This is a genomic window from Lonsdalea britannica, assembly GCF_003515985.1.
Taxonomy (GTDB): domain Bacteria; phylum Pseudomonadota; class Gammaproteobacteria; order Enterobacterales; family Enterobacteriaceae; genus Lonsdalea; species Lonsdalea britannica.
On record NZ_CP023009.1, the window covers coordinates 3,626,416 to 3,643,153 of the forward strand.

General features: G+C 59.0%; 12 protein-coding genes. 5 read left to right on the forward strand and 7 right to left on the reverse strand.

What is annotated here, in order from left to right; all coding sequences use genetic code 11:
- Position 1: 1 nt before the first annotated feature.
- The 4 genes from CKQ53_RS16640 to CKQ53_RS16655 form a co-directional block, all read right to left on the reverse strand.
- A complete protein-coding gene (locus CKQ53_RS16640; protein WP_085650995.1) occupies positions 2-1,117 on the reverse strand; it encodes an NADH:flavin oxidoreductase/NADH oxidase in 1,116 nt (371 codons plus the stop codon).
- Between the two features lie 379 nt (positions 1,118-1,496).
- Positions 1,497-2,843, reverse strand: a complete 1,347-nt coding sequence (locus CKQ53_RS16645) for a carboxylesterase family protein (protein ID WP_085650950.1) — start codon at positions 2,841-2,843, stop codon at positions 1,497-1,499.
- Between the two features lie 341 nt (positions 2,844-3,184).
- Positions 3,185-4,207 carry an LLM class flavin-dependent oxidoreductase gene (locus CKQ53_RS16650; protein ID WP_085650951.1) on the reverse strand — a complete coding sequence of 341 codons (1,023 nt, stop codon included), beginning with the start codon at positions 4,205-4,207 and terminating at the stop codon, positions 3,185-3,187.
- Between the two features lie 247 nt (positions 4,208-4,454).
- Positions 4,455-5,792, reverse strand: a complete 1,338-nt coding sequence (locus CKQ53_RS16655) for a neutral/alkaline non-lysosomal ceramidase N-terminal domain-containing protein (protein WP_094117433.1) — start codon at positions 5,790-5,792, stop codon at positions 4,455-4,457.
- A gap of 226 nt (positions 5,793-6,018) precedes the next feature.
- Between CKQ53_RS16655 and CKQ53_RS16660 the strand changes: the two genes are divergently transcribed.
- Both CKQ53_RS16660 and CKQ53_RS16665 read left to right on the forward strand, forming a co-directional pair.
- Complete coding sequence (locus tag CKQ53_RS16660) at positions 6,019-6,657, forward strand: TetR/AcrR family transcriptional regulator (RefSeq protein WP_162896376.1); 639 nt, start codon at positions 6,019-6,021, stop codon at positions 6,655-6,657.
- A 134-nt stretch (positions 6,658-6,791) separates the two neighbouring features.
- Entirely contained in the window at positions 6,792-8,057 is a 1,266-nt protein-coding gene (locus tag CKQ53_RS16665) for an SfnB family sulfur acquisition oxidoreductase (protein WP_085650954.1), read from the forward strand.
- Between the two features lie 281 nt (positions 8,058-8,338).
- On the opposite strand, the gene CKQ53_RS16670 is transcribed toward CKQ53_RS16665, so the two are convergent.
- A complete protein-coding gene (locus CKQ53_RS16670) occupies positions 8,339-9,013 on the reverse strand; it encodes a MarC family NAAT transporter (protein WP_085650955.1) in 675 nt (224 codons plus the stop codon).
- Positions 9,014-9,340: 327 nt separating this feature from the next.
- Between CKQ53_RS16670 and CKQ53_RS16675 the strand changes: the two genes are divergently transcribed.
- The 3 genes from CKQ53_RS16675 (at position 9,341) to CKQ53_RS16685 (ending at position 13,098) form a co-directional block, all read left to right on the forward strand.
- The gene (locus CKQ53_RS16675) at positions 9,341-10,165 is read left to right on the forward strand and encodes a VOC family protein (protein ID WP_118895202.1); all 825 of its coding nucleotides are present in this window, start codon (positions 9,341-9,343) and stop codon (positions 10,163-10,165) included.
- Positions 10,166-10,445: 280 nt separating this feature from the next.
- Positions 10,446-11,798, forward strand: coding sequence for a neutral/alkaline non-lysosomal ceramidase N-terminal domain-containing protein (locus CKQ53_RS16680; protein WP_118895204.1), 1,353 nt, complete (start codon positions 10,446-10,448; stop codon positions 11,796-11,798).
- Between the two features lie 250 nt (positions 11,799-12,048).
- On the forward strand, positions 12,049-13,098 hold the full coding sequence (locus tag CKQ53_RS16685; RefSeq protein ID WP_162896377.1) for an NAD(P)-dependent alcohol dehydrogenase: 1,050 nt from the start codon (positions 12,049-12,051) through the stop codon (positions 13,096-13,098).
- Positions 13,099-13,226: 128 nt separating this feature from the next.
- Here CKQ53_RS16685 and bcsG read toward each other — a convergent pair whose 3' ends face one another.
- Positions 13,227-14,888 (reverse strand): cellulose biosynthesis protein BcsG, encoded by a 1,662-nt coding sequence (gene bcsG, locus CKQ53_RS16690; RefSeq protein ID WP_118895206.1) that lies wholly within the window; start codon positions 14,886-14,888, stop codon positions 13,227-13,229.
- Positions 14,889-15,072: 184 nt separating this feature from the next.
- Positions 15,073-16,620 (reverse strand): cellulose biosynthesis protein BcsE, encoded by a 1,548-nt coding sequence (gene bcsE / locus CKQ53_RS16700; protein WP_085650960.1) that lies wholly within the window; start codon positions 16,618-16,620, stop codon positions 15,073-15,075.
- Positions 16,621-16,738 lie beyond the last annotated feature (118 nt).

Genomic DNA, 16,738 nt, shown 5'->3' on the forward strand with positions numbered 1-16,738 from the left:
GCTATGACGACAGCTTGCCCGCGCCGTGATAAGTCTTAAGCCAATGCGCATAGGGTGCAGGCAGCACGTCCTCTGGGCGGTCGACGTTCAGCGCCTGCGCCAACACATACGGATAGTGTGGATTGGCCAACATCGCTCTGCCCATCATCACCAAATCCACCTGTTTCTCCGCTACGACGCGTTCCGCCAGCGCTGGCTCGTCGACACCCCAGCCGACCGCAACCGGCACCCCGGCGCCGCGGCTCACTTTCTCGGCGATAGGCGCCAACAGGGCGGGCTTCTCCCACGGAATGTGGGTGTCGGGAATAACGAAGTTGATGCTGACGTTTAGCAGATCCAGTCCGGCTGCCCGCATCCGCCTGACCCCTTCAATAGACTCCGCCAGCGTACGTTCGTCATTTCCGTCAAATTCGATCACGCCGAAGCGCGCGGTCAGCGGCAGATGTTCAGGCCAGACATCGCGCACCGCCGCCAGCGTTTCCAGTAGGAAGCGACAGCGATTCTCCAGATTGCCGCCGTAGCGGTCGTCGCGATGATTGCTGTGCGGGGAGAAAAAACTCTGCGCCAGATAGCCGTGTGCGAAGTGTAACTCCAGCCATTCGAAACCGGCATCGCGAGCGCGCCGCGCGGCGCTGGCAAAACTCCCTGTGACCCGGTCAATCTCATCGAATGTCATGGCTTTCGGCACGCGCGGCAACGCGCCGCCGAAAGCGATGGCCGATGGCCCCCACGTTTCCCAGGCGCGCGGATCGTCAGTCGGTAAATGATCGTCGCCGTCCCACGGCCGGTTGGCGCTGGCCTTGCGTCCGGCGTGCGCGATCTGGATACCGGGAACGGCGCCCGCGGCCTTGATTGCCGCCGCAATGCGCGCCAGCCCTTCCGCCTGGGCGTCATTCCAGAGTCCCAGACAGTGCGGCGTGATGCGACCTTCAGGCGACACCGCCGTCGCCTCGACGATCACCAGACCGGCTCCGCCCCGCGCCAGTCCCGCATAGTGAACCTGATGCCAGTCGTTGGTGAGTCCTTCTGTGGCGCTGTACTGGCACATCGGCGGCACCGCAATGCGGTTACGCAGGGTAATGTCCTTCAGTGTGAATGGAGTGAACAATACCGACATATCGAACCTCGCTTTCTGTGAATGGAATGGGCGGACACGGTCGCCGCGCAGCGGCAGCGCGATGGACGCGATATAGAGGAAGTCAGCACAGGCGCAACGTCGAACGGGCCGCCGAGTAAGCATGGTTGATTTGTGGATCTTTTGCCCGGTTAATTATTCATTACGCCAATCATTCAGGGAGAAATCACTGTGCAACAGGGGTATCCGGCTTTTAAGGGAAAGGCTGGAAGGCATTCCGTATGGGGGAAGCGATGCCCGTCTTCAGGCATCGCTACGTTTCGGCACGAGGGAACACATCAACGGTTTAACAGCGCAAAGCGGCGGCAAATCCGTCTCTGCCAAATGAAACCGCCGTCGATCGCATCAGCGGCAATACACCTTAGCGGTGTTGACGGAACAACCACTCGCGAATGGGTTCAATCGTGTAGGCAATGCGCCAGGTATTGCGATGTCCGCTCGCCCCGGCTCCTGACTGGTTCGGGGGGATCACCGTACCTTTGGCAAATGAGACATAGTTAACTGGGCAGTCCTGATCTTCGATAGCTTGGCTGGCCTTGCGGAACTGCTCGGCCGACCACGTCCCTTCCCAAACGGCGGTCGCCACCTTCACACCCTCTTTTTTCAGGACCTCAGTGATCGCGTTTTGTCCCGGAAAAGCCTTGTCGTCATCCTGCGACACCAGAATCCACAGTTTTTGTTTGGCGAGCGGTTTAACCAGCGCCGGATCCCATTGCCCCGCCACCAGGAACGAGGCGGCGAAGAACGTCGGATATTTGATATTCATCGCAATCGACATCATGCAGCCGCCGGACTGGCCAGTCGCGTAGAGTCGGTTGCGATCGATACTGTAGCGTTCCGTCAGTGACGTAATGAGATGGATGGTCGCGTCCAGCGCATCGGAGGTTTTCGAGTCGTCATCCGCGATAATTTCGGCGTATTGCGGCGCCAGCACGAAGGCCGGACGTTGAGCCTGATCGGACGGGCTGGCCCACGCAATAGCGCCTAATCCCTGATAGAGCGTGGAACGGGTTACGTCGCTGGTGGCCCCGGCATCGTGCATAAATAAGACCAGCGGATAGGTCTGCTTCGGATCATAGTGCTTTGGCACAAACAGGTTGTAGCGCAGCATTTTGCCGGTTTTCGCATCGGTAAACGTCAGCGATTCGAAGTCGTCGACGACAAGATTTTCGACTTTCGTCGTCGTCAGTGTAGTCGGCGTTGCGGCAAGGCGGCGACCGCTCTCGGCCTTGAGATCGCCGGTTTGATGCACCTTGGCGACAGGGGACGCATAGGACGTGTCATACACCGGGATGTCCCCCGCTTTGCCAGGACCGCCGTGGCCACCGGACGAGGGCGGCTGACCGCCGGGCTTGGCGTCCATTTTTTGCGCCAGCGGCGCGTTCGCATCCTCCGGCGATAGGGTAACGATGACGAAATGGCCCTCGGCGGCCTGATCGGCAGGATTGGCCGACGTGCTGGCGAAGACGCCGGTGACCGTGCGGCCTTCTACGCTGAAATCGGCCTTATTCAGGGACGCGCCGCTGATGGCTTCGTCATATTCTACGGCCACCGCGGTCATCCGAATGCCATCGCCGAAGACCTGCGTAATAGCGCTGGCGCCCTTGACCTCCCCGCTTACGCCTTGCCTGGCGAAGGCGGAGGTGTTGATCGCTATCATGGCGCCAGACAGCAGGCTCATCATCAGAAAATCACGACGTGTTGGCATGGTTCATCCTTTCATTACTAGGTCGTTTAATCTCGTCGGTCGCGTACCGCGTCGGCATCATGCGCCACCCTCGCTTACCGTTCAGGCGGGCGAAAATATCACCGCCGTCGACACGCTATTTACCATAGACCGTTTTCGGTCGTCATTGTTGCAATCCCCTGAAGTCATTACGAATTTTTTACACTTAGCGCTGTGTGGCCCGATGACGGAGGTGGGGAAAGCGCAAAACGGCAGGTGAAAACGCCTGTTTGCAGACAAAAACGAATGCGTTTTCTGCACGGCTGAGAAAGCGGGACGAACCGGCGGATAACCCGCGCCGGTTCGTCCCCTCGACGGCAAGGTTAACGCCAGCCTAAGCCGGGCGCGACCTGCGTCAGTATCGATTCAATCACATGCGCATTGTAGTCCACGCCCAGCTGATTGGGCACGGTCAACAGCAGCGTATCCGCCTCGGCAATCGCCTCGTCCTGAGCAAGCTGTTTGATGAGCTGCTCCGGCTCGGCGGCATAGCTGCGGCCGAAAATCGCTCGCGTTTTATCATCCAGAAAACCAACCTGATCGGCTTCCTGTCCCCCGCCGCCGAAGTAGGCGCGATCCCGATCGTCCACCAGCGCGAAGATGCTGCGGCTGACTGATACCCGAGGCTCGCGCGTGTGCCCCGCCGCTTTCCAGGCTTCACGATACGCCCGGATCTGTTTGGCCTGCTGAATGTGGAACGGCTCGCCGGTTTCATCGTCTTTCAGCGTGGAGCTTTGCAGATTCAGACCAAGCTTGGCCGCCCACATCGCCGTGGCGTTCGAGCCTGCGCCCCACCAGATACGCTCGCGCAATCCTTCCGAAAAAGGCTCAAGGCGCAGCAGCCCCGGCGGATTGGGAAACATCGGCTGCGGATGCGGCTCGGCAAAGCCTTCCCCGCGCAGCGCATCGAGCAGCACCTCAGTATGGCGACGCGCCATGTCCGCGTCGGTTTCGCCCTCGGCAGGCTGGTAACCGAAATAGCTCCAGCCGTCGATCACCTGCTCAGGCGACCCACGACTAATGCCGAGCTGAAGACGCCCGCCGGAAATCAAATCCGCCGCGCTGGCGTCTTCCGCCATATACAGCGGGTTTTCGTAACGCATATCGATGACGCCGGTGCCGATCTCAATGCGACGGGTTTTCGCCCCCACGGCCGCCAGCAGCGGGAAAGGCGAACTGAGCTGACGTGCGAAATGGTGCACCCGAAAATAGGCGCCGTCCGCCCCCAGTTCTTCCGCGGCGACGGCCAAATCGATGGACTGCAGCAGCGTATCCGCCGCCGAACGCGTCGCCGACTGCGACGAAGGCGTCCAGTGGCCAAACGACAAAAATCCTATTTTTTTCACGAGGCAGGTGTTCCTTATGTGTGGATGGCGAGTCGACGACGACACCGTATCGCCCATACGTCAACTTTAGACAAGACTACGCAGAAAGACGAAAACCGACCAGAAGCACCGCACAACAGGCAAAAAACCATAGCGCGCTGATTACCTCGTCGGATATCGTGTCCGCGCCGGGCATACCGAGTCCCCTCCGCAGCCGACTGGGAGACAACAGGGCGCAAACCTGCCGTCTGCGCCACTCGCTCCACGCTTATTTCTGCCTTTGTAACGCATTGCCTATCATCGTGGTGAAGTTATTCACGATGGCCTCTTCCGCACAGCCCGCCTTTAGCGGACTCGCTTTCACTTCGAAGATCGAGTCGGGGTATGAGGCATCGTCCGGAATATAGCCAATGCGATCGTTGACGATAGAAGTGAGGATCGTTTTGCGCAGTGGCGAGCTTTGCGCCAGTCGATAGCCGATACGGGTCATCACTTCGCCCGACACCCCCGCCAGCGCCGTATCGTTCAACATGACCAGACCCAGGCGAAGATTCACGTTTGCAACCTGGGTTTGGTTCATGTTCTCCATCGTCTCGGTCCCCTGCTGCGTCGGGCAGCTCACCACTTTTTCCTCTGCCCGAATGTTGACCCGACGGGTCATGTCAATGGGCTTGATGTTGCGGGCTACGTCCACAATGGCCTCGCCCACCGTCTGACCCTGCGTCGTCGCCGCATTCCAGGCAAACGCGGCGTCGTTCTCATCGGTATCCGACAAACCAGCGCGGAAAATCCGCGGGTTCTGATCGGCAATGGTTCCTACCGACCATAACGACACCGCATTCCCCCCGAGCGTTTTCTCCACATAGTGTGCGGCGACGCCGGCCAGATCGCCGCTGATCTGTTTGATGCCGAGCGTCGTCACCGAGTGAACCGCGTAGTTCGTCAGCAGCGCGATGGGTTGGCCGTCCAGCGTGTCGAACTTCATCACCCACAGGCCTTTGTCGGACGGCCCGGTGGGATTCACGCCCATAATCCAGCCATCGGCGGTATATTCGTCGCGATTCACATTGACGTTCACCGTCCCTTTCCCGACGCCGAAACGTGCGGGTTTGGCCTGCTGTTCAGACTGACGAAGCGCTTCGATCATCGTGGTGTAGAGGCCTTCGCTCCAGGCCAAAGACGTCGTCGTTCCCTCATGGGCCAGTGCGCCCGGAGAGACATCACCGACCCGCGGTGCGCTGTGGTCGTGCGTGGCGAAGATCAGGATGTTGGCGAACGGTATCTGCAGCTCTTTTTCAATCCGTTGACGCACCGTCGTCGTGTCGCCGACTTCCATGCTGTCCACCGAAACCAATGCCACTTTGCTGCCGCCGCTATCGATGAGCAGCGTGCGCAGATAAATCGGATCGTGCACCCCGACGAAATCCCCGCCCATCGGGTTCATCTCTTTCAGGGTGCCCGGCGTGATATCCACTTTAGCGGCCCCGACGCGCAGCAGGCCGTGCTCCGCCGCACAGGCCGGCGCCAGCAGACTGCCAACGCACAGTATCGCGCCCAGCGCGAGGGAGGTTAGGTGTAACACGGGAAGAGCCAAACGATTAGACATAGTTGTTTCCTTTCAACAAGTTGGCATAGCCGAAAGCGCCGGGCCGGTCCCCACCAGGCGGTATAGTTGACTGCGGCTGCGATCGCTCACGTCACCGCAGCCGATAATCCGCACTCCTGCCTGAGCAGGGCGACAGCAGACAACGCCGTTTCCATGGTACTCTTGAGTACCCAGTATTGATTCATGGCAGTGCCCTGTCAACGCCATGAAAAGAGGATGCCTTACGATGAAAAAGCGGCAGCCGACCTCGCCTGATGGCGTGGCGGACACCCCGTCACAACGGCGCTCCCACATTATCGACGCCGCAGACAGCCTGTTCCGCCAGCATGGCTTCACGGGAACGACTACCAGCATGATCGCCGCCGCAGCCACGGTGTCGAAACGCGACCTGTATGCGATTTTCCACAACAAAAACGAGATTTATTATTCGGTCGTCGAGAAAAATCAGCGGCTGTTTCTGGATCTTCCGCGACCGGAGGCTGAGGATCTGCCCATGCTGGCGTCGCTGATAAAAATTTTTCGTCTCGATAGGGACGACGCGGCAGGACAGCGTCGTCTGGCCTTCATTCGCGTCTTCATGAAGGCTGCGGTGGAAGCGCCCGAGACAGCCGGCCCTCTTTACGCCAGCGGACGATTTCACCCCCGCGAGGCGCTGATGGATTGGCTGCTAACGCAGGCCCGACGTGGCAAGCTGCCGCTGCAGGATGAAGAGGAAGCAAGGGTCTATGCCGGGATGCTGATGAACCTCGTCTTCGGCGCGCTGCTCCCTGTGCGACCCGACCACGAGGAGCTTGATGAACGCACCGCGCATGTCGTTAAAGCGCTGACCATTTTCCTGAAAGGCGTCGGCTGCGATATAAGCTAATCTCATTTTTATCTATAAAAAACATATACCTGACAAATAAGGTTATCCGAAATTCATCTATAAGACCCGATGCTGCGATTGCTAGGATGAGGGCCTCGGCGCCGTTGCGCCTTCGCCTGCGAGGAGAAATGCTTATGTCCACCATCGACGTGACCGCTGCTCAACCGGAAGTCCGGGTCAATGCTTCCGCCCCCTTTACGCCGCTTCCCCGCCCGACGTCGCCTGCGCACATCATCGCCAGCGACGAGGAGGCCATCGCCGTCGCCGAACGGCTGGCCGCACAGTTTGCTACGGGCGCCGCCCGCCGTGACCGCGAAGGCATCTTGCCGATTGCCGAGCTGGAAGCGTTTTCGCAGAGCGGTCTTTGGGGCATCAGCATACCGCGCGCCTACGGCGGGGCTGGCGTCTCCTACGCTACGGTGGCGCAGGTCATCGCGATTATCTCCGCGGCGGACTCAGCCCTCGGTCAAATCCCGCAGAACCATCTGGCGGGGGTCGCGCATCTACTGACCGACGGCACTGAACGTCAGAAAAAAACGCTGCTGGCCGATATTCTGCGGGGCATCCGCTGGGGCAACGCCTTCTCGGAAAAAGGCGGCGCTACCGTGGCAGACTTCAAAACCACGCTCCGTCGCGAAGGCAATGAGGTCATCGTGACCGGAGAGAAGTTCTATGCCACCGGCGCGCTGCTGGCGCACGTCGTTCATACGGTCGCCATCGACGAGGAGGGACGGCCGCATCTGGTCGTATTCGATCGCGACACGCCGGGGCTGACGGTGATCAACAACTGGTCGAGCTTCGGCCAACGCACTACCGCCTCCGGCACCGTCATCCTCGACCATGCGCGGGCGCCCCTTGAACGCGTCATTCCCGCCTGGCGGGCCTTCGATCGCCCCACCCCGTCCGGGCCGATTTCGCAGATCATTCAGTCTGCCGTGGATGTCGGCATCGCCCGTGGCACGATCGCCGACACGCTGACATTCGTACGGGAAAAATCACGCCCCTGGATCGACAGCGATAAACAGACTGCCGCAGAAGATGTTTTCACCATCGCCGCCGTCGGCGATCTCGCTATCCGCCTGCACGCCGCCGAAGCGCTGCTGGAGCGCGCCGGACGTCTGATTGACGTGGCCGTCGCCGCGCCGAGTGAAGAGACGGTGGCCGCCGCCGCGGTCGCCACCGCCGAGTCCAAGGTGCTGTCCACCGAGATCGCTCTGCTAGCCGGCAACAAGCTGTTCGAGCTGGCCGGAACCCGCGCCACGTTGGCCGAATACAATCTTGACCGCCACTGGCGCAATGCCCGGACGCATACCCTGCATGACCCGGTACGCTGGAAGTATTTTCACGTCGGCAACTATTATCTCAATCGGGTCAACCCTCCCCGCCACGCGTGGAACTAAGCGCGTCGGCCGAGGGGACAAGTCGCAAGGAGCATCAACAAGAGGGAACGGAGGACGACAAGAAGACAGCGTTGAGGGCATTGTCGGGGGAACCCCTTCGCCGTTAGAGACTTCGACGGCCCTCATCCACGTTCTCGTTTCGTCCAGGCGTCGTTTGGACGCCCAACTTCCCGTGACAACGACCAAGCCCCATCGGCGAAAAAACGGTGACCACCGCGCAATGCCTGTCACACGGAAAACAGGCCGACGCGCGTTCCGTTCACTGGCGTCAGGCAGCGGATTCAATAGGAAACAATCAGCTCCATCACCCCGTTGATAATGAACTGCACGCCCATGCAGACCAACAGAAAGCCCATCAGTCGCGAAACGGCGTCAATACCGCTTTTACCAATCAAACGCATGATGAAACCCGCGCTTTTCAGACACACCAGCAGGATGAGGGCCACCGCAATAAACGTCATCACCGGGCTCACCATCAGCACCCACTGCTCGAACCCGAGCGAATTGGCTTTCAATGTCGACACCGAGCTGATGATCATCGCAATCGTCCCCGGCCCGGCGCTTCCCGGCATGGCCAGCGGCACAAACGCGATATTTTCCGAATCCTTTTTGGTGACGTCCGGCACTTTTTGATCTGCCGACGCCGTCTCGATATGCGACTTCTGAGGAAACAGCATGCGGAAACCGATAAAGGCGACAATCAGCCCGCCGGCGATGCGCAACCCCGGAATCGAGATGCCAAAGGTATTCATGACCAGCTGGCCTGCGTAAAACGCCACCATCATGATCAAAAAGACGTAAAACGCCGCCATCGTCGACTGCTGACTGATGTCCTTGCGGGTCATGTTCCCCGACAGGCTTAACAGCAGCGCCACCGACGTCAACGGGTTGACCAGCGGCAATAACAGCACCAGCCCCAACCCTACGGCTTCAAACAATTGAGAGATTCCCGTCATACGGCTTCCTTATGATTTCAGCGGTGCAAGAGACTTCAGCGTAGCATAGGAAAAATGTCAGGGAACAGGAGGTTAGCTTCTGCGCGAAGTCGCCGCCGCCACGATGAGGAAAGAGTCCCCTCGCTGGCTCGGCGCTCCCGACTCACCACGGCCATCCCTATTTGGCACGCAGGCAGACCGGTCTTGCCTTGCCTGGTTACGAGAGGCGTTTTCGTCCGATGGCGACGTGATGCTTCCCCCATAACGCGCCGCAACGCTGTTACAATGGGGTCGGCGGGCACGCCCCGCGATCCACTTTTTAACACAGGGAGAATGGTGTATGCCTGAATTACCCCCGTGGTCGACCATGTGATCATCAACGTCGCCGACCAGTTGGATGAAGCCAGCACGCTGTTTCGTCGTCTCGGCTTTCAACTCAGCGAGCGCGGCCATCACACGATGGGCTCCAGCAACCATCTGGCCATCTTCGGCGAGACCTATCTGGAACTGCTGGGCTACGAGCCTGAAACCGGCAAAGACTTTTGCCAGTCCCCACTCGGCCTCAGTGGGCTGGTGTGGAAGACTTCTGATGCGGACGCCGTCTATCAGCACCTGCAACAGCAGCAGCTCGACGGGGACTCGCCTGCATCTTTTTCCCGACCGGTCACGCTGCCGGACGGCAGTCCGATAGCGGCGCGCTTCCGCATCGCCCGACTGCGCGCCGACGCCATTGCGAACGGCGTCAGCTTTTTCTGCCAGCACTTGACCCCGGAAGCCGTATGGCAGCCAGCGTGGCGCAAACATCGCAACGGCGTCGTCGAGATCGCTGAGTTCGTGATCGCCGCCGAGCGCTCGGAAGACGCCGCCGCGGTCTATCGCCGACTGTTTGACGGCGCGGTATTCACCTCCGGCGAGAACGACGAATTAAGCCTGCAGGCAGGACAAACGCGGGTGCGTTTCGTCAGTGCCGACTCGGCCCGCGCCGAATTTGGCGCGCTACCGAGCGATTATGATGGCCAACCGCGGATGGCGGCGCTCAGCTTCAAGACCCGCTCGCTCGACCAGACGCGCCAAAGCCTGCTGGCCGGGAATCTGCCGTTTGTCGAGAACGAAAACGGTATTCAGGTGCCGACAGAGGCCGGATTTAACCTCGCGCTGCGGTTTCGCACCTAAAACGCGTGAAAATTCAGGGTCAGTGACGGAACGCTAGCGTCCGACTGCGGTCGGACTTATAAGAACATGGCGTGTGACGTCACTGAGGCAACAGCCCGGTTACAGGTGCTCACGTTATCCTGAATATCGCCTGACACCGTGTTAAGGCCGTTTGCCGCACAATCACCCCACTGATGGGGTGTCGTTCGCCGCCCCGCCCGGCGGGTCGGTCGGTGTCGCAGGCGGCAACACTATCCACGTACCGAGAGAGCGCCGCCGCGCGCGGCTATACGATGGACCAATGATGAAAAAAACCTTTCTACGCCACTCCCTGGCAATAGGAATCATGATGCTTTGCGGGCTGGCTCAGGCCGCGCCGTTGATGGCGGGCGCGGGCCGGGCGGATATCGATATCCCCACCAGCCTTTACCCTATCGACGGCTTCGTCGGGCAGCACGACCCGCTGGCCGCGCGCGTGATTTTGCTTGATGACGGCGCGACCCGGCTGGGGATTGTCGTCGTGGATCAGACCTCGCTGTCCGACGAGTCGATCAACCACATGAAGGCGGCCCTTCAGCAGGTGGCGCAAGTCTCCCCGGAAAAGGCTATCGTCAGCGCCAGTCACGGATTCTCCGCGCCGCATGTGCTGCCGCATGAACACACCGCGCCGGAAGTTCAGGCTCAAACCACGCGGGTGCAGCAGGCGCTGGTCGATGCGGTCCGCACGGCGGCACAGTCGGCGATGACGTCGATGACCTCGGCCCGCGTGGGTTACGGGGAAGGCGTCAGTCGGGTGAACGTTAATCGCGACGTGCCAACGCCGTTCGGCTGGTGGCTTGGCGCCAACGATCAGGGGGACCGTGATCCCACGTTGTCCGTCTTGCGCATCGATACCGCGCGAGGGGCACCGCTGGCGGTCATGATGAATTACGCCGTGCAATCTTCGGTGATGGACGGTTCCACGCTCAAAGCGGGCGGTAAGCTGATCACCGCGGATCTGGCGGGCGTCGCGACGCGTTATGTGGAACAGCATGCGGCTCAGCGCGGCGGCAAGCCGGTGGCGGCGTTTCTGGTCGGCGCGGCAGGCGATCAGGCGCCCCGTCTTCAGGCTAATCGCCATGTGGTCCACCAGGATGGCACCGTCACCCGCGTCGACACACATGAGGAGGGCTTCACGCTGCTCGATCGCCTCGGCACAGAGTTAGGCAGCACCGCGTTGCAGGTGTCTGATCGTATCAAAGCCGACGACGCCCCCACGTTGGCGATAGAAAGAAAAAGCGTCATGGTCACCTCGCAAACGCACTCGCCTCAGAATTCGCCTCAAGGCCCGGTGACGACTTATACTTATACGCCAGATCAACCTGTCGCACTGCCGGTGGTGCTCATCAGGATTGGCGATATCGCGCTGGTCGGCGTACAGCCGGAGCTGGCGGCGCAAATCGGCAAGCGCATCAAGGCCGAGTCGCCGTTTGCGCATACGCTGGTGCTGACGATGGTCGACGGCGCGGCAAAATATCTACCGGACGACGCCAGCTATGACCGATTCACCTACGAAGCCCGCAGTTCCGGTTTCGCACAAGGTTCGGCAGATACGCTGGTCGATGCCGTTCACGGCTGGCTGGATGCGTTACATCGCGCCGCGCCGCATCCATAACCTCACGTTCCGGGACGGTTTTCCTATAATGCTAAGTGCACCACAGAGACCACCGCGGATTTGATGGCAGGGCAAACCGGCGTAGTCATTTTCCGGGGCGGCGTTGCCGCCCTTCCGCCGCGTTATCGCCCGCCTCGTCCTTCAACCCGCACATTGCTATTTCTCACTGCAAGTCCGCGTCATCGACTTCCAGCCGTTTTGGCGGTCGTTGCGCACCACGGTCGTTACCCAATGAAACAGGAGAATGAACATGAAAGTGCTCGGTTATGCCGCCAAGTCGGCCCAGACGCCTCTGGCGCCGCTTGAATTCACCCGCCGCGAACCACGACCTGACGATGTCGTCATCGACGTGCTGTACTGCGGCGTCTGTCATTCCGACCTGCATCAGGCTCGCAACGACTGGGGGATCAGCCTTTATCCGCTCATTCCCGGCCATGAAGTGGTCGGGCGCGTCACGGAGGTCGGCAGCGAAGTGACCCAGTTCAAACCGGGCGATCTCGCGGGCATCGGCTGCATGGTGGACTCGTGTCGCGAGTGTCACCCCTGTCGGCAGGGTCTGGAGCAGTACTGCGAAGAGGGCAATATTCAAACCTACAACGGGCGCGATCGCCACGATCACCAGCCGACCTACGGCGGCTATTCGCAAAAAATCCTCGCGTCACAGGACTTCGTGCTGCGGATCCCAGACAGTCTCGACCTGAAGGCCGTCGCCCCGCTGCTGTGCGCGGGCATCACCACCTGGTCCCCGCTGCGCAAGTGGGGCGTGACCCAAGGCAGTAAAGTCGCCGTCATAGGACTCGGCGGTCTGGGCCACATGGCGCTGAAGCTGGCGCATGCGATGGGCGCGGATGTCACCCTGTTTACTCGCAGCAAGAGCAAAGAGGCCGACGCTCGCCGTCTGGGCGCGCATCACATCGTCATTTCATCCAATCCAGATGAAATGAAAGCGGTGAGCAACCACTTCGATCTGATTATCGATACGGTGCCCTACGAACACGACGTCAATCCGTATATGACCACCCTGGCGCTCGACGGGACGCTGGTGTTCGTCGGCCTCCTCGGCCAGGTAGAACCGCCGCTGAACACGATGCCGATCGTGTTGGGCCGCCGCTCCGTCGCGGGCTCCTGCATTGGTGGCATTGCCGAAACACAGGAAATGCTCGATTTCTGCGGTGAGCACGGCATCGTCTCCGACGTCGAGATGATCAACATCCAGCAGATCAACGACGCCTATGAGCGGCTGCTCAACAGCGACGTGAAGTATCGTTTCGTCATCGACATGGCCTCGCTGAAGGCGTAGCGCTCAGAAGTCAGCTCGCGGCCCGTTTCGTCATGATGTTCACGGCGAAGCGGGCCGTTTTTTATGTCAGGCAAAAAAAAGACGCCGTGGAGTGAGTGATCCACGGCGTCATCGTCAGAGCGTCAACGTCAGGGGTAATTCACCCAGTCGCCGCCGTTCAGCCGTATCCAGGTTTTCCCCTGATAACGCATCACCACCGCCCCGTCGTTTTCCGACACCACCGGCGTCGTCGGCAGATTGTTGGTCAGTACCGACATGTTAACGTTGGCGGCGTTAAACACCTGACCGTCCACCACGCGGGAAATGAGCTCAGACAGCGCCTGCATGCTCGTCGGCGTATCCACGCGCAGCGGCTGTTCCTGATGCGGCGCTTTCATACCGGCGAACAGAATACCGACCGGCACGTGCGTGATACTCGGGCTTGGAATATCCCGAAGACCGGACATCTGCATCTTGTCGCCCGCCAGCGCCGCGCCATGTTCCGGCACGACAACCACCATCACCCGCCGTCCCGACTCATCGAGCTGGCGCATAAAGGCTTCGAGCTGATCGAACATCTGCTGCGCCCGCGGCTGATAAGCAGCGGAGCGCGTCGTCCCCAAATCGCGCGTCCCGTCATGCAGCGGGATCACGTTGAAGAAGGTCGCGCTGCGCGCGTCATTGCTCTGCCGACGTTCATCCAGCCAGCGTTGCATCAGCTGCGCGTCGTTAAATACCGGCGTGCCGTCGAACGAGGTATAGGCCGGTGCGATCCCCGCCTGAGACAGCAGCGGCGCCGCGATGCGGCCTTGCTCGCGCAGCGACTTCAGGTAGTTGCCGAAAAGACCCGGATGATCCAGCACCAGCTGCTGGCGGAAGCCCAGTTTTTCGAGATTATCGAACAGATAGCAGTGATCCGCCGTCGGCTTATAGATATCGTTGTGCGCCGTCTGACCGCAGCTGGCGCGCAACAGGCGAATACCCGCAGGACCGCTGTACCCGGTCGCCGAGTTGTAATTGCCGAGCAGAATGTCGAACCGTTTCCACAGCGGATGATGACGGAGCTGCACCGTATCCAAATCGGACCATGACAGCGAACAGATATTGATGATTAACACGTCAAACGGCTGCGAATCCGCTGGGAGAGTGTCAGGGAAATGCGTGACTCGCTGCTTTTCCTGCGCATAAAAACGCGACAAAAAGGCCGTTAAATTGGCGCTGGTCGGCGGCGCGCTCTCGTCGAGTCCATCCGGCGACGCGTTCGACGTACCGGGCAGCGGCGCACCGTTATTGATGACCACCTGAGGCGTGGCGGCCTTCGTGGGCAGTAGAGAGAAAGCCGGCCCAGCGATGTTGATCATGTTGATCCAGCACAGCATGGCCGTCACCAGTACGGTAATACGCACCCACTGGGCGACAAACAGGTACAGGACCCAGAGGACGAACCCGGTAGCGACCATCCGACCATTGATGAATCGGTCTGCCAGATCGAGCAGATAATCGCCTGAAAACGCGGTGAGCTGCGTACCTTGGCTGAGGATACTTTGGATCCCCGGCAGCCAGGTGTCGTGATAGAACAGCGCGATCCCGATGGGGATCGAGATCCACTGACGCAGCCGGTGCAGGCTCAGCGAGGGCAACGGAAACACCAGCCAGCAAAGAAAGACCAGGTTATCCAGCGCGTGAAAGTTGAGATAGCCGAACCATAGCAGTGCGAACTTCAGCAAGAAATAGAAATTCCAGCCGCCCAAACCTCGCCAGCTGCTCAGAGAGGACGCCGCATCGGGCGCCGCTTGTTTTACTTCTGTCATGATTATTTCACATCCGATTGTGAAGATTTTCGCCGCCAGGTTCCCTCATATTTCATCGCGCGCGACGGCGTCAGACGATGCATAAAACCCCGCCAACGGGCGGACAGCCAGCGAGGAAGAAACGCTCTCAATACTAAAAGGGTCAGCAGGAAAAAAATGCCTGCATGCATGATTTCCATCAGATTCATTTGGCCGCGCCCTCGCCCTGCGCCAGTCTGATGCGCTGCGGCACCCGACGCTCTGTGGGGGGAATCGACTCGGGTTTGGCCGCGCCGACGGCGGCGACCGTGACTTCCTTCAGCGCGCGCGGCATCCACGCGCTCATTAGACGAATTTCCGACAATATCGGCCGATCTTCGCACCAGACCTGACGGTCGGAGAAAATTTCGTCGTACGGCAACGGGAAGATGGACGTCAGCGCCGTTTTCAGGTCGTGCAGATGGCAAGAGAACAGGAACAGATACAGTCGGTTATCCATCACCGTGAACACATCGCCGTTACGACGGGTTTTGCACAGCGTCAATGCCTGCTCCGCCTTCAGCTGGCTCACCGGCGTCAACGCCACCAGCACGCCTTTGCTGTTTTCCGGCAACAGCGGATCGTTCATCAGTAGCGTCACGGTATGACAGAACGTCTCCAGAGGCATGAATCCCTTCTGGCGCAGTGGCTGTTGCAGCTTCCTCAGCACCGTAAAATCTTTCGGCACATAGCGCTGATAGCGTTGCCCCTGCAACCCCTCCAGCATGATCAGAAAGCGCGACAACGAGGTGCCGAACGGCACGATAATGTTCACGCCGCACGCCAGCAGCAGACGCTCGTCGTTCTGGCGTTGACCCACTTCCATCTCGCGCACGACGATTTTCAGCCCGGTGCCGCGCTGACTGCGCAGCCGGTGGATATGGCGAGCCAGTCCGCCGGTCTGATCGTTATGACTGAGGCAGAAAATGACAGTAGCGGAATCCGCCTCTTCGGCCTGCGCATAAACCCGATCGTTGCCGTCGTGTAATTGCCACTGGTTCGATAATGGAGGGGCCCCTTCCAATACGCTGCGTTCGGCAATAAAAATATGCTCGTCATTTAATGTTAAGGCCGTGTTTTGCTCTTCTTGTTTCATCAACGAAAAACGATCGTGCTCCAAAATTAATGCTAACTGTCTGTCTGCCAGTAATCGCGTAGCGTTATACCACCAATGGATTCTATATTTCCAATTATCTTTCTGATATTCGAGGCACGAAAATCCATTTAAATAACGAAATAGGCCGTGCAGATGATCACCCAATGAAATTATTTTTCTTCCATAGGTAATAATTACCATCGAAATCTTTTTGTTTTTTAATGTAGCATTTATTCTTTTTAACCACTCAGACAATTCTGAAGAAGTTAATTTGTCCCAATCGCTAACCTCGGTATAAAACAAAACCAATTGAGGACTTGATGAAGAAGAAAATAGACGTAAAAAGTCTTTATCCAACTTCAATAATGCTCTGCTGGTTTGCGGTAATGAATACATCGGAATGCGATCCGGCCCTGAAGTCAGCGGCGGAGTCAGCAGCTCGCGCGGCGCGGTAGCCGAGCTGACAAGCGTTACCGCCGCCTGAGCACTCATGACCTGTCGTGCCAGTGCAATAGCATCTTCCTGCCGTTGAACCGTAACCCAATAACAACCTGGCGGCTGCATCAGCATTAATTCATCCGGCAGCTGTTCTATTCCTAACGTAGAGAAATATTTCATAGATTATTTTTTATAATAAAGAGATCAAAACGACGTTATCATTTGTCGTCAATTTTAAAATAATTGTAATATACGCAACAATCATCATATCTTTATCCCATTAATTATGGCTCCCGAC

Coding starts and splice junctions, on each gene's coding strand:
- CKQ53_RS16640 (WP_085650995.1), bottom strand. CDS start 1,117: ATGTCGGTATTGTTCACTCCATTCACACTGAAGGACATTACCCTGCGT.
- bcsG (WP_118895206.1), bottom strand. CDS start 14,888: ATGACAGAAGTAAAACAAGCGGCGCCCGATGCGGCGTCCTCTCTGAGC.
- CKQ53_RS16665 (WP_085650954.1), top strand. CDS start 6,792: ATGTCCACCATCGACGTGACCGCTGCTCAACCGGAAGTCCGGGTCAAT.
- CKQ53_RS16655 (WP_094117433.1), bottom strand. CDS start 5,792: ATGTCTAATCGTTTGGCTCTTCCCGTGTTACACCTAACCTCCCTCGCG.
- CKQ53_RS16660 (WP_162896376.1), top strand. CDS start 6,019: ATGAAAAAGCGGCAGCCGACCTCGCCTGATGGCGTGGCGGACACCCCG.
- CKQ53_RS16680 (WP_118895204.1), top strand. CDS start 10,446: ATGATGAAAAAAACCTTTCTACGCCACTCCCTGGCAATAGGAATCATG.
- CKQ53_RS16670 (WP_085650955.1), bottom strand. CDS start 9,013: ATGACGGGAATCTCTCAATTGTTTGAAGCCGTAGGGTTGGGGCTGGTG.
- CKQ53_RS16685 (WP_162896377.1), top strand. CDS start 12,049: ATGAAAGTGCTCGGTTATGCCGCCAAGTCGGCCCAGACGCCTCTGGCG.
- bcsE (WP_085650960.1), bottom strand. CDS start 16,620: ATGAAATATTTCTCTACGTTAGGAATAGAACAGCTGCCGGATGAATTA.
- CKQ53_RS16645 (WP_085650950.1), bottom strand. CDS start 2,843: ATGCCAACACGTCGTGATTTTCTGATGATGAGCCTGCTGTCTGGCGCC.